The following is a 13,019-nucleotide window of genomic DNA, read 5'->3' on the forward strand; positions in this document are numbered from 1 at the left end:
GCGCGCGGTCTGCTCCGCAGACACGACGCGCCGCCGCTACGCGGCGGTCCAGGGAATTGCTCCGCAATTCCGTATTCCGGCTCCGCCGGAATACCCGGCCAACTCCGTTGGCCGAGGTCCGAATTCGCTCCGCGATTCGGACCGACATGGAATTCGCTCCGCGAATTCCATTAGGCTGACCACGAGTGGGGTGCAGTCGCTTCGGCTCTCCCCCATTCCTGAGACACCGTCAATTTGGTGCCGCCTTGGCAAAATTGACCGTCCCGGTCTCTCGGCCCTTTCCCGCGCCCGCTCTTCAATTCTGGAACACGGGAACCATAGCGCGCTCCTGCGGGGCCTGCGCTACCCCTACCACGGGTCGATCACTTCTACTTGCGCCGCCGAGACAGGGTCTGACAGCCCCTCTGGCGCCCTGCGGGAGTCGATGGCCCCCAGGGGGGGGCGCAGCGGGCCCTCTGGGGTTCCTGTGGCCGGCGCAAGGTCAACTCACCATACGCAGAGCATTCCCCTGAGGACCCTTCACGTCCTGTTTCGTTGTGTAGCGCTAATCGTTGTCGAAATGCGATGTGTGAGTGCTGATTTCAGGAAGATTTTCACCGCCAACAATATCAAGTAACTGAACGGCAACGCACCTCGCTATCCCCAAGTGCGAGTGTCCCGGACACGGGAAACTGGCCACACTGATCGTGCCGATGTTCCTCGGCCCGGACGAGGATGAGAACGAAATGCTCACCTCGGACGCGTACGGGACCCTGGCGAAGATCCTCAGGGCGCTGCGCGCGCACGACACGGACACCGTGGAAGCACTGGCCGACCCGAGGCCGCACAGCCGCCGGAAGGGCAGTGAACTGGCTGGTGACGAAGGCGAGTTGGGCGATGAGGACGAGGGCCAGGAGCAGGACGACGAGGGGCGGCGCGGGTGCGTCCGGCGGCGGCCGGTGTCCTGCGGTTCAGCACCGAACGGGACCCTGCGGCGGTGGCCGCGTTCGTGCGGCTGCGCGTCATCGACCCCGAGCGCACGTACTGGCGGCACGGCATCGCGGCCGCGCAGCGGTGGTTACAGGAGACCGGGTCGCAGGTACTGTCGGTCCCGGCGGCGTACCGGACCCCGCAGGACTGGACAGAGCCCGGGCCCTACCCGTTGGGAGCGTGGCCGACGGATCAGCGCCGGTACTACACGGCCCGGACACTGGAAGCCGAGCGCGTGGCCGAACTGGAGAACCTCGGCATGGTCTGGTCCGTCTACACCGAGTGCGACGGCATGCTCGCCATCGCCCGCTCCCACGCCGCAGCACACGGGCACTTCGCCCCGCCCGCGACCGCCGTGTGGGAGGGACAACCCACCGGGACGTGGGCCAAGAACCAGCGGCAGGCGGCCCGGAAAGCGGCTGTGAACGCCGCGCGGCGCGCGGCGGGGGAAACCAGGCGTACCCAGCACCGGGGAACTGCCAGAGAGCCGCAGGCGTCGGCGAACTCGGCGAAAAGGAGTCCCGCAGCAGATGCACCACGCAGGTCTGCACGACGGTCCGCGGCCAGACGGTCTCGACCGCGTCGGGCAGACCCTTGAGCCCGTCGCAGACCAGCATGAAGACGTCGTTCACGCCGCGGTTCTTGATTTCGGTGAGGATGTGCAGCCCGTGCTTGGCGCCCTCACCACCGTCGCCGGCCCACAAGCCCAGGATCTCCCGCAGGCCGTCGGTGGTGACGGCCAGGGCCCACGTCCGCGCCGGCGCCCCGCTCCCCCAGGCCGCGGGGCAGGTCATCGTGCACGGCGAAGACCTCGGCGCGTGGGCGGCAGGGCAGCGCGCCGGGTGGGACCGGCTCATGCCCGCACAGCAGTACCACCTGGAATCCCTGGGCCTGGAACCTGCCCCCGCCCCGGAGGGCGCAGGGGGGCGCGGCGCGGCCCGTGGGGCGGCGCGAGCAGGCCCGCGCGGTCAACCTGGCCGCCGCCCGGCAGTTCCGCGAACGGGAAGGACACCTGCGGGTCCCCCGCAAGGCGGTGGAAGTCCTGCCCGACGGGACCGAGATCAAACTCGGAGCCGTCATCGACAACACCCGCCGCCGCGCCGACAAACTCACCGACCAGCAGCGCGCCCAGTGGACCGCCCTCAGCATGCACTGGTAGTCGTCGGGCGCAGGACTGGCTTTGTCCATGAAAACGGAACGGGCAGCGAGTGTTCACCACTTCGGGAGGCACCCGGTATTCGAACGGTCCGTGACCCCGCGATTCACATCACTCCGTCAGATGGTTGCGCGTGGTTTCCTCGGAGGTATCGGGGGTGACAGCGCGAGGGGCCGGACACGGATGTCCGGCCCATCCTTGCGGGAGCATAGGAGCCGAAGCAGGGTCGCCGGGACCTGGGCAGGCTTGATCTACGACTCGGGGATGACTTCGTCGGCCTGCATGCCCTTCTGCCCCTGCACGGCGATGAAGGTTACTTTCTGACCCTCCTTGAGGCTCTTGAACCCCGAACCCTGGATTGCCCTGAAGTGCACGAACAGGTCCGGTTCGCCGCTTTCTGGCGTGATGAAGCCGAACCCCTTCTCATCGTTGAACCACTTGACGGTGCCACTCTGTCGCTCGGCCATATCCACTCCTTCGTTTCGAGGGTTGGGCAACGGCGGCCCAACCAGTTGATCATCCTCTGTGATGGGGGCCAAGCGCACGGCGCACTGGGTGAGGTTCGACCAGCGGGAGCCGTCGAACGAGGAGTGCTGCAATCCCATCAGGCTTGGCCTGGTCGCAACGCAGTGGGGCTTGCACCCAGCCTGCTCAGCCGCGAACCGCGGCCGCCGTTACAGACTCAGCGCCGGCAGTCCCCGGGGCGAGCAGGCTGGTCACCTCGGCGATGGCCTCTGCCCAGGGCTTGAAGTACCGGCGGGCGTTCTCCGCCTTCTTGTGCCGGGACTTGGCCACCGGCACCAACTCCGACGCGCCCTGCTCGCCGAGGCGGCCCAGAGAGGAGTGACGGTACTCATGCAGGTCCCGGCCGGTACCCGGCCGTGCAGCCGCTCACGGTGCGTGCAGATGCCGAGGACTCAGATCAAGATGTGGCCGTTTCTGCGGTCCATGCGCGTTGCTCTTGGGCGAGGCGTGCTTCGTCTTCGGCGGTGTCGGTGCCGGCGGCGCGGTTGCCGTAGCCGCGGTGGACGACGAGGATCTGGTTCTTGTCCCCGTACTTGTCGCGGTAGGCGATCACTGCGGGGCCGGCACCGCTGGAGTGTGCGGGGAAGTCCTTGTCGGTGCTCCAGCCGCCGTTGGTGGTGTAGGTGGCCCACCACAGTTTCTGGTCGTTGCCGCCGTGGCCGCGGTGGATGCAGTACAGCTTGCCGTCGAACACGGCCAGGCCCGGCCCTTCCAGGCTGTGGTGGGCGGGCAGTTGGCGTTCGGTGCCCCATCCGCTGCTGGTGCTGTAGCTGATGTGCTGCAGGGCGGTGGTGTTGTTGCCGCGGTACACGCAGTGGAGTTTGCCGTCGTAGACGGCCAGGGCCGGGTTCGCCGAGGTGCCGACGTTCAGCTTGACGTCGCGAGTCCATCCCGTGGATGGGGTCCAGGTGGTGTGCCACAGGTGCGCCGAGTCGCTGCCCCGGTGGACGCAGTGGAGCTTGTCGCCGAACACCGCCAGGGCTGGGCCCACGGAGCTGGAGTGGGCGTCGAGACGGGTGTCTGTGCTCCACCTTCCCGTGGCCGGGTCGAAGGTGGTGTGCCACAGTTGCTTGTCGTTGCCGCTGCCCCGGTGCACGCAGTGGAGCCGCCCTTCGAAGGAGGCCAGTGCCGGTCCGCCTTCGCTCGAATGGGCCCCGAACAAAGTGTCCTCGCTCCATCCCTTGTCCGGGTCGTAGACCGTCCACCAGAGCCTGGAGTCGGACGGGGAGCCGCGGTGGGCGCAGTACAGCTTGCCCTGGTGTTCGGCCAGCGCTGGGTTCGCGGCGCTGTGGTGGGCGGTGAACTTTTCGTCCTTGTTCCATTCCTCCCGGGTCTCGTAGACCGTCCACCACAGGTTGGTGTCCTCGTTGGGCTTCAGGCTGACCGGGATGAGCATGCCCGGAGCGATCCAGGGGGAGACCAGCTTGCAGCCGTAGGTCTGACCGACCTCCTTGATCCACAACGCCTTGATCTTGCAGTACGCCTCAACGATTTTGTTCATCGGCGACGGCAGCGCTTCCCCTGCCACGTCGCCGATCAGTTCCGCGATGTCGCCCGCCAGTGCGGCCGCCTCAGCGTTGAGGTGGATCTCAAAGCCCCACCAGAACGTCTTGACCGAGACGTCATAGCCCTGTGCGCCGAGCTGCTTGCGGGCCGCTTCCGCCTTGGCGACTTCCTCCTGTGACGGGGGTGTCGCCCGGCTGCCGTCCTCGAGGACGCCGCTTTCCTGCACTGCTTGTTCTTCCGTCGCCATCCTGCGCTCCTGCCTGCTGTCACAGCAGAGTCACAGCCCGAACCCCGCCCCGCCCCGTCGCAGACGGTCCAAGCCCTGCCCACTGCCCGCCTGAATCGGTTCACACGGATCGACACGAACGTGATCATTCGTAAGCACACAGTAACGCCGCCCGGCCCAAGGCAGGGCCGAATGCCCCGTGGCTGTCCCAAAGTGATCTGCGTGACCGCGACGCAGGCGCCCACTCATCGCGGCATGTGCGCCAGGCACCGATCGGAGGTTCTCAGGGGACCTTCTCCGGCTTTATCCGGGTGGGTTGCTGCTGCGTGAACGGAGCCCGAGGCAGCCGGTGCGGGCGCATGCGGGCACCCCTCCAGCAGGACCGTGCACGCCCTCGCCCCCGGCGCCGATGGCAGCCCAGCGCGCCCGCCGCATCCTCCAGGAACGGGTACGGCAGCTGGCAACGCAGGACTGCCGCGAGCGCCGGCACCCCGTCAGGAGTTCGGCACCGCACAGGCACACCGGCGCACCGCCCCCTGCCACACCCCAAGGAATCCCCGCCGGGCGCCGCCCGTCAGGTTCCCCCGCTGCGCGCCGCGCGGAATCCGCTGGTAGGCAGACAGCCAGAGGGACACTCCGGTCACCGCCGGACGGTGTCCTCCCCCTCCGTCCCGTGCCCTGGCCAGTCACTTGGGGGCGGTGCGGCTCAGGACGTCCGTCACCTCGTCCGCGGCCTGGAGCAGCAGGGCGGTCTGTTCGGGGTTGAAGTCGGCGGCTTCCCGTCCGGCGTAGAAGCTGAGCAGGGGCAGCACACTCTGGAGCGCGGCGCGCAGGTCCGCAAGGTGCTGCTCGCCGGCAGCGGTGGGGGCGGGTGGAACGTCCATGGTCGGTCTCTTGTCCGTCAGCTGCCGGACCGCGCAATTGCGCCCGGTGATCCGGGAGACACGCAACGTGTGGTGAGCGTAACGCAGTTGACCGCGGCCGAGGCCGAGGGCCGGTACGCCGAAGGGTCGGCCGCGGTCACCACCTCGTGGCCGGGGACGCCCCCTCTTCCGGCGTGCCAGCTGTCTACGGGCGCCGGTGATCCCGGACATACTCCTGCGCCCGGCTCACGACCTTGGCGAGCAGATCCTCGGCCTGTGCGGGGGTGCACCGGCGTTCCTGGACCACCGCCAGGCCCATGGTCCCGTCCGCTCCCGCCGCCATGGTCATGCGCGGCCCGGCGGTCCCCGGGCGGGTCAGGGCGTCGCGGCCCCGGTGGACGGTCCGGCCGCCGCGCAGGATGACGAGGCGGTCGGGGCGCGGCTTCCCTCCAGGGGGTGGCGAACGGGTCGCCGTCGCACCGGCCGGGCGGGCCGGCGAACCATCCGGCCAAGGAGGCGACCGGGGCGGTATGACCGACCAGGCGCAGCACCCGGCCGCCGGCGCCGTCCTGCACCTCGTACGTCTCCGTCCACCGGGGGTCGCGGCCGGTCGCCTCATAGGTGACCACCAGGCGGTCACCGGCCCGTGCCGGGTACCACGGCGCGCCGGCCAGGGCACCGCGCCTACTGAGCAGTGCGTCCACCTCCCCGGCCGCATCCCGGCGGTACCTGGCGACCTCGGCCCTGCTGCGCGGCGACTCCAGCATGGAACGACTCCCCTCTCGTACGCCGGACCCTGCCAGTCCGACGAGAACGGCATGAACCCTGGCAGAACGTCAGGCTATATGTCAATACGCCCTGCCTTGGGCGGGTTTGGGTGGGACGGGTATGCCGAAGGGGCGGCCCGGGTCACCACCTGGTGGCCGGGGCCGCGCCCTTCGTCGCGGCGCGGCGGGTCAGAGGCCGAGCAGGCGCCCGGCTTGGGCGATCAGACGCTCGTCGGCGGCGAGGGAGGCCTCCCTCGCCGTGGTCAGAGTGTCGGCGCTGTCGGCGCCGCGCAGGGCGCAGCAGGCGCGTGCGGCGGCATCCACGGCCAGCCGGAGAGCGGGGGGCCAGGACCGCGAGACGGACGACGGGGGCGGAGATGGGGCGCGGCTGGTATGGCTGTGACGGCGCGCCCCGGTCCAGACCCCCCGTCAGGCGCAAGGTCTCCCGGTGCCGCGCGGTGAGCGGCGACGGCGGCCACCGTGCCCTGGCGGCGCGGCGGCGGGCGGCGCTCTTCCTGGGGTCGAGCGACCGACGCGTGTTCGCTGAACGTGCGCCGCTCGAGTTGCGCAGGTGTGCGCCGCTCGCACCACCACAAGCCCCCCAACCTGTCGGTGATTTCGGGCATGTCGGGCACCAGGTCCTCTGTACACCGACGCAATCTCGGTCGCAGGCCGGGAAAGGAGCTTCGTCATGGCCAGCCGATTCGGTGATTTCCCCCTCGGCGACTACAACGTACTTCCGTTGAACCACCCGGCCACGCCGCCATACATTCCGCCCAAGACCATGGACCTGGCGCGATGTCCGGATGCAAGGCCCCTCGCGTTCACCGAAGACCAGCTGTACGTCACATGGGATCTCCAGGTCACCCGGAGCCAGGCCGAGGAGGCACTCCGCCTGGCCGATGCCTACACCCGGATGGAGAACCTGTGGACGTGGCGCAGGGACCAGGTGGACCACGTTCACGAGAACTGGGACGAGTTCCCGAAATGGGAAACCAACTGGGGCGGCTACAGCAAAAAGCGCAGGGCGGCCTGGGTTTCCGTGCTCCCCGCCGGTTTCATCGGCACCCTCGTCGCGCAGGCCCCGCTGGTGCACCACTCTACCGCCCAGCAGGGCCCTGCGACGGAAACATGGGAGACCCAGTACGCAGTCACCGTCAGCTCCACCACGACCGAAGGTTACGAGTTCGGTCTCTCCGCAGAGGCCGGGGTCAACGCCAAAGGCGTCGATACCAAGAGGACCGCGAGTTTCACGTGGTCGAAGAGCACCGCCGACACGACATCAGTGACCAAGAGCGACAAGTACGGCAAGACCGTCCCCGTCGCGAAGGACTACTGGGGCCGGCAGGACGTGCGGGCCTGCGCCGGTGTCTACACCGGCTGGCTGATCTACCGGTACAAGCGGGAGAACGACACCGATCGCCTGGCCGTCTATCCGATGCGGGCGCCCATCCATGTTCCCGGGGTCGTCGACCCCGTTGCCACCCACCACATGTCCTGTCCGGTGAACAAACTCTCCCCCGAGGAGAATCTGCTCCTACAGGAGCAGGCACGCCTCACCGCGGAGCTGAATGCGGACGGTCACCGCCCCCTCGATCCGAGCGGCCTGCAGGAAAAGGCCGACCGCCTGTCGGAGATCCATCGTCGTCTCATGTCGTTGTGACCCTCCCGTGCTCGACACCGGTGTTCCGCCCCGCGCGGGAAACACGCGGGGCGGAACAGGTCCGGTGGAGCCGACCGCCCCCCTCGGCCAGGGCCGCGACCGCGTCACGGGCGATGCCGATGCCTACCTCCATCGCCGGCTCCGTTTCCACCAGCGTGACCTTCCATAGTCCCTACCGCCTCGTGCCGGACTGAACGACCGGCGGGTCCAGGGATGCCCGCGCACTCCTGCGGTGAGGAGACCGGCGACTGTGGCGCCTGCCGCCAGGACGAGGGTGGTGGTCCGGTCGACGTACGGCGGGCGGCTCTCATGGGCGAACCCGCCGAGCAGCAGTGTCTGTGGACCGGTGCCGTATCAGGTGAGGAGGACGGCGGGGACGCCGGCCGCCGCCGTGGCCAGGGTGAGGACCGCGGTGAAGGCAGTGACGGCGTGAGTGAGGACAACAAGCCCGGCGGCGACGGCGCCGTCCACGTCGTCATGGAACTGACCGAGCCCCCGGCCCTGTGGTGGGACCTCGCACGCCAGCGCGCGCAGGTGGCAGTGGTCTGGTTTGCCCACCTGCACCGCCCCACCGGCCCCGAGATGGAGACCGCGCTGAACGCACGCGCCGGGCGGAGGTCATCCGCCCGGCGCGTGCCGCCCGTGGACCTGCTGTAGACCACCCCGCACACGAAGGGGTGGGCGCCCTTCGTGTGCCCACCTCCGGGACCAGGCCCGTCGCCGATCTCCTGTGAACCCGGCTGCGTCGGAACACGTGTGGGCTGTTCACTCACTCACAGTCGATGTGGCCTACGCGAGAGACGCCGTCCTCCATGTACTGATCGATTCCCTCGGACCACTTCCAGTGCACCACTTCCACGAAGCTGCCGCGGGTGATGCCGGTCTGGTACTTGGCGGTCGAGGCCGACCAATACCATGCCTTGTGCCAGATACCGATCGCGTCGTACCAGCCCGCCAGTCCCCTGGTCGGGTTCTCGTGCTCGTGCTGCGTGTAGTACAGGCCCACCCAGTCCCAGGCGCTGTCGGGGGCACCGTCGTACCCCAGAGTCACGTAGCCGTCCTCACAGGTGGCGTACGGGCGCGTCCAGTCCTGTGGTGCCTGCGCACTCGCCGCGGCCGGCACTTGCGACAGCCCGATCAGGGCAGCACTCGCGACGACGGCGCTCAGGAATTTGCGCATCAGTCACTCCTTTCCGTTGGAGATCGCCGCAATTCGCCAGTTATTTACCCTGCGCTTATGTGTGGACACGCAGCGGAGTGGGCGCAGTGGCTCGGAACCAGCGCACTCACTGAGCGCGAAGCCCGCTGACGCTCCCGGCGCAAGCCCCCCGGCCCGTCTCACACACCAACCTCACCCGGGGGTGTGAGCGGAGGGCGCGGCCTCCGGCCCGCGACCGCGTTGCCGGCGAGGCGACCCCGGACGCGGTACCGCGCAATGCTGCCTGCCGGACAGCAGTCCGGAAAGCAGCGCACCGGCGAGCGTTGCGGTGATGGCGATGACGGTAGCGATCACGATGGGTGTCTCAAGGGGGCAGGGAGGCCCGAGCTGTGCCCGTGGCTCTGGGCCCCGGCGCTGCCGCTCTGCGAACGCGGCGATGGTGGCCTTGTCACTCGGCTACGTCGACGTGAGCGTTCTCCGCCGGCTGGTCGGCCTTGTCCTCCTTGGGAAGACCGAGATCACCACATTGATTGGCCGGAGCACTCAGCAACACAGCCAGCACACCGCCCTCCACCGCACCGGCCGAGAGCCCGTCAGGCTGCCGCGTGCGGGCCGAGCCGGTATTGGCGCAGTGGTTGTCGTGCGCGCTGTTGCCCGCACCGATCACACTGGTGGCCCCCGCGCCCCCGGCCGCCGCGGCCAGCAGGCCCGCGGCCGCCACAGCAGTGACCACCACACGCCCGACCAAGCCCTGCCCCGCCGTCCGCTGCGCCCACGGCCCACCGCGCTCCGGCCGGTCCCTGCCGCCCGGCACCGCAACGTTCGCGCCCACCGCCTCAGCAGAGCCTGCGGGCCTCACCGTGATCTTTACTCGCATGCCCACCACAACCTCCAAGGCAGCACCCCACGTTACGGGCCCCGCCAGCGATCACCCACACGAGCGGATCCTTTGACCGACCCTCGCCGGGACCCAGCCGGGCAGCCCCCTCGTGCCGTGAAGCGAGGGACCATGCCAGCAGAGCATCTGCCTGCCACAACCGACGCGTCTGTCATGCGTGAGCCCGCCCTCCCGAGACGGGACCCACCCCGTGGGCGCGGCAGCCAGTACGGGCGGTGCACCTGGCGGCGCTGCGGTACTTCTTCGAGCGGGGGTACTTGCAGGTTCCGCGCAAAGCAGTGGCAAGCCTTGCCGGACGAGACCGGGATCGACTTCGGTGCCGTCGCCGACAACACGCGGCGCCGGGCCGGCAAACTGACCGACCAGCAGCGGGCGGTGTGGACTGCACTCGGGATGCGCCGGCAGCGGTGCTCGACGTTCCCCCTCGTCTTTGAACGATTCGTAGTACCTGGCAGTCGCAGCCGTGGGCGTGACGGTCGGCCTCCTGGGGCCACCGCGCCCGGCTCTGCCGTCTCGGCAGAGCCGGCGGCCTTGGCCCGCTGGTACGGCGTTGCCCGGTTCCTGTTCAGCGGTCCGCCCGGTCCGGCCCGCCCCCGGCCCTGTCTGCTGTCCGGCCGCCGCGGCCTTCGTCCCGCGCGCTCCGGTGGCGAGGGGGTGAGGGTGTTGCGAAATCCTGGACCCACAGGCGGTGGTCGGGTGGTCCCTGGACGTCGATTCCGGTGTGGCGGTAGGCGCAGTTGAGGATGTTGGCGCGGTGCTGGGGACTGGCGAGCCATCCTTGGACGGCTTCCTGGGCGTTGTGTGGTCCGAGGAAGATGTTCTCGCCGGCCAGGCGCCAGTGGTAGCCGGCGTCCTGGAGGCGGTCGCCGGGGTCGGAGACGTCTGATCCGGTGTGGGAGTAGCGGTGGTGTGCCTGCAGGTCCGTGGCGTGCCTGCGGGCAGCGTGGTTGATCTTGGGGTTGGTCTTCAGGGGTTTGCATCCGGCTTGCCTGCGTGCGTCGTTGGTCAGGTGCAGGATGCGGGTGGCTTCGCTGACGTGCTCCGTCGAGGTCGCCGGCGGGGCTGACGCGAGAGCTGTCGCGATGACGAGTGTGATCGCTGTCGCTGTTCGCCGCACGGGATTTCCTCCGTGGTCCGGGTACATCTTCATGGATGCCGCGCAAAGGAGGGGTCATGAAAGTTCAATGCTGTATTGTTCGCGGCACCACTTTCACGGAAAAACGTTCAGCCACCATCCAGAGGGCGCGAGCACATCCCCTTTTATGCTTCTCATATTGCCGGTAGGCGGACTGCCGCGTGGCCTTAAAAGTACCGCAGAAGAATCCGTTCAGCACTCCGGGGCACGCTTGCATACAGTCCAGGTGCGCTGCACCGCCCATCCTTGAATTTGGATCATGCCTCGGCCGAAAAGGTTGCTATCCCCAGAGAGGGTGTCACTTCGAGGGCAGGGGCTCGCATGCGTCATACGGAAGGGCTGACCCCCTGGATCCGGCCCCCTGGTGCCTTCCGGAGGCGGGGGTGCTATCGACAGCGATCAACGGTTGCGGTGGAGCCGGTCTCCGGAAGAAGCGCCCAGCCGAGGGGAGGCGTACACGCCACTTGTTTCGCATCTCCGAAGACCGGTCCCGCAAGGTGTTCCTTGCTCAGCCGCTTTGCACAGCTGTTACGCCTCGCCGATGTACCAGCGCTGGTTCAGGTTCGGGGTCCGCTTCGTGTCCAGCGTCACGTTCTTGAGGTTGCCGCTCGAGCTCTTTCCGGTAGCGGTGAGCACCTCGCCCGTGTCGCCCGCCCTGGCGATGAGGGTCCTGTCACCCTCGATGACCATCACGAACCGCTGCAGCGGGTTTCGGTCGTCGCAGTCCTGCATCGTTGCCGGCCGGCCGAGAGTGTGCGGGGCCGTGATGCACTGACCGGCCTTGCCCTCACTCGTGAGGCCGAAGGTGTTGCCCTGCGGAGCGAACTTGTGCCACACCTGCTGGGAATCCGAGCGCGGGTACGTGATGACGTTGTTCCCGGACCCGTTGGAGTCGAGGTATTGCCCGACTCCCGCGTTGTAGGCTCGGAACGAGTCGTTCTCGCCGGGCAGCCACGGGCCGTCGTCCGCGTAGCTGACCGACGCCATGACGCTGCCGAGACCGATCGCCGCTGCCCCTACAGCAACAGCGACCTTGCTCCTGAGATTCATTTGCCTTCCCCTTTGGGGATATCACTCCAGCCATTTCCGTGGCTGCGTGCACTCTCAAGGTAAGGGCAGGAAATTCGGATGGGAATAGACGCCACACTTGCGGGTGAACACCTGTCTGACCTGTAAGAGCGTTGACCCGGCTCGGAATTGCTGTAAAATTGGGAACGCAAGCGCCAATGCTACGTTCCGATTATATGCAACGCTTCGGGCCCTGATTATGCACATGGCATTTTCATGGCTTTTCGAAATTGATCCGAGGACCGTCTCTCCTTTACCTGTCTGGCGCATCAGCCCAGGCTGGGGCAGAGGGATTCCGGCCGGCATAAAGGCGGTAGCATCCGTTACCGGCCTGGGCAGACCGGCTCCACGGTGCGCGCTCCCCGCGTCCCCAGCACCCAGCACCCAGCACCCAGCGGGACCCTCTCCACCACCTCCCAGGTGATCGTCTTCCCGCCGGCGGACGCGGTGGCGGTCACGTCGACCCGATCCACCCCGGTGACACACAGCGGGGCGTGCGAGGCGCGGGGAGGCGTTGGATGGGATCGATCCGGGGTGACGTCCGGTGCGGGACGCGGGGTGGCCGCACTTCTACCGGTTGCGTCAGGCACACGGGAGGGCCGGTGCCCCTCTTCCCAAGGCTCCCGGTGAGGTGATCGTGCAGGGCGAAGGCTCCGGCACGCGGGCGGCAGGGCAGCGCACCGGGGTGGGACCGGCTCCGGCCCGCACAGCAGTACCTCCTGAAGTCCCCGGGCCTGGAGCCCGCCCCGGCCCCAGAGGGCGCAGCGCGGCCGGTAGGGCGGCGGGAGCAGGCGCGGACGGTCAACCACGCTACCGGCCCCGGCCGCGGGGCCGGAGCCACGGCCACGGGCAGGCCCGCGCCGGCGACGTTCGCCTTCACCCCGCCGTTCTACGTGGTGCCGGTCCCCAGCGTGGGCCTGGCCACCACCAACGCGAACGTCACCGAGGTCCGCGTCACCGCCCTGTCGGCGTCCTCAACACGAGGGGCGCTACTGATTTCGGCTCGTCGGGGTGAACCTTCATGAAGTCTGTGAGGGACCCGGAGTGATGCCTGTATCCCATGGTGTGTGAGATATGCGGATGG

The 13,019-nt window shown here is 68.5% G+C and carries 13 protein-coding genes and 2 pseudogenes; 4 read left to right on the forward strand and 11 right to left on the reverse strand.

What is annotated here, in order from left to right; all coding sequences use genetic code 11:
• Positions 1–988: 988 nt before the first annotated feature.
• On the forward strand, positions 989–1,567 hold the full coding sequence (locus ABZ719_RS35895) for a helicase associated domain-containing protein (RefSeq protein ID WP_366729380.1): 579 nt from the start codon (positions 989–991) through the stop codon (positions 1,565–1,567).
• Here ABZ719_RS35895 and ABZ719_RS35900 read toward each other — a convergent pair.
• Positions 1,470–1,715: pseudogene (locus ABZ719_RS35900) on the reverse strand (transposase); the annotation flags it as partial. The gene ABZ719_RS35895 and the pseudogene ABZ719_RS35900 overlap by 98 nt on opposite strands.
• Before the next feature lie 194 nt (positions 1,716–1,909).
• Between ABZ719_RS35900 and ABZ719_RS35905 the strand changes: the two are divergent.
• A complete protein-coding gene (locus ABZ719_RS35905; RefSeq protein ID WP_366729368.1) occupies positions 1,910–2,128 on the forward strand; it encodes a helicase associated domain-containing protein in 219 nt (72 codons plus the stop codon).
• A 248-nt stretch (positions 2,129–2,376) separates the two neighbouring features.
• Here ABZ719_RS35905 and ABZ719_RS35910 read toward each other — a convergent pair whose 3' ends face one another.
• From ABZ719_RS35910 to ABZ719_RS35935, 6 genes and pseudogenes are all read right to left on the reverse strand, one after another.
• Positions 2,377–2,592 (reverse strand): cold-shock protein, encoded by a 216-nt coding sequence (locus ABZ719_RS35910; RefSeq protein WP_366729369.1) that lies wholly within the window; start codon positions 2,590–2,592, stop codon positions 2,377–2,379.
• Positions 2,593–2,776: 184 nt separating this feature from the next.
• Positions 2,777–3,004 (reverse strand): annotated as a pseudogene (locus ABZ719_RS35915) (hypothetical protein); the annotation flags it as partial.
• Positions 3,005–3,047: 43 nt separating this feature from the next.
• Complete coding sequence (locus ABZ719_RS35920; RefSeq protein WP_366729370.1) at positions 3,048–4,403, reverse strand: hypothetical protein; 1,356 nt, start codon at positions 4,401–4,403, stop codon at positions 3,048–3,050.
• A 665-nt stretch (positions 4,404–5,068) separates the two neighbouring features.
• Positions 5,069–5,266 carry a hypothetical protein gene (locus ABZ719_RS35925; RefSeq protein ID WP_366729371.1) on the reverse strand — a complete coding sequence of 66 codons (198 nt, stop codon included), beginning with the start codon at positions 5,264–5,266 and terminating at the stop codon, positions 5,069–5,071.
• Between the two features lie 184 nt (positions 5,267–5,450).
• Positions 5,451–5,594, reverse strand: a complete 144-nt coding sequence (locus ABZ719_RS35930; RefSeq protein WP_366729372.1) for a hypothetical protein — start codon at positions 5,592–5,594, stop codon at positions 5,451–5,453.
• A 607-nt stretch (positions 5,595–6,201) separates the two neighbouring features.
• Positions 6,202–6,336, reverse strand: coding sequence for a hypothetical protein (locus ABZ719_RS35935; RefSeq protein ID WP_366729373.1), 135 nt, complete (start codon positions 6,334–6,336; stop codon positions 6,202–6,204).
• Positions 6,337–6,703: 367 nt separating this feature from the next.
• Between ABZ719_RS35935 and ABZ719_RS35940 the strand changes: the two genes are divergently transcribed.
• A complete protein-coding gene (locus tag ABZ719_RS35940) occupies positions 6,704–7,675 on the forward strand; it encodes a hypothetical protein (RefSeq protein WP_366729374.1) in 972 nt (323 codons plus the stop codon).
• A 213-nt stretch (positions 7,676–7,888) separates the two neighbouring features.
• Complete coding sequence (locus ABZ719_RS35945; RefSeq protein ID WP_366729375.1) at positions 7,889–8,332, forward strand: hypothetical protein; 444 nt, start codon at positions 7,889–7,891, stop codon at positions 8,330–8,332.
• Between the two features lie 112 nt (positions 8,333–8,444).
• Here ABZ719_RS35945 and ABZ719_RS35950 read toward each other — a convergent pair whose 3' ends face one another.
• From ABZ719_RS35950 to ABZ719_RS35965, 4 genes are all read right to left on the reverse strand, one after another.
• On the reverse strand, positions 8,445–8,855 hold the full coding sequence (locus tag ABZ719_RS35950) for a hypothetical protein (RefSeq protein ID WP_366729376.1): 411 nt from the start codon (positions 8,853–8,855) through the stop codon (positions 8,445–8,447).
• Between the two features lie 427 nt (positions 8,856–9,282).
• Positions 9,283–9,666, reverse strand: a complete 384-nt coding sequence (locus tag ABZ719_RS35955; protein ID WP_366729377.1) for a hypothetical protein — start codon at positions 9,664–9,666, stop codon at positions 9,283–9,285.
• A gap of 631 nt (positions 9,667–10,297) precedes the next feature.
• Positions 10,298–10,849 (reverse strand): CAP domain-containing protein, encoded by a 552-nt coding sequence (locus ABZ719_RS35960; protein WP_366729378.1) that lies wholly within the window; start codon positions 10,847–10,849, stop codon positions 10,298–10,300.
• Between the two features lie 546 nt (positions 10,850–11,395).
• On the reverse strand, positions 11,396–11,917 hold the full coding sequence (locus ABZ719_RS35965; protein WP_366729379.1) for a ricin-type beta-trefoil lectin domain protein: 522 nt from the start codon (positions 11,915–11,917) through the stop codon (positions 11,396–11,398).
• Positions 11,918–13,019 lie beyond the last annotated feature (1,102 nt).

The sequence above is a fragment of the Streptomyces sp. NPDC006743 genome (genome assembly GCF_040703815.1).
In the GTDB taxonomy this organism is placed as follows: Bacteria; Actinomycetota; Actinomycetes; order Streptomycetales; family Streptomycetaceae; genus Streptomyces.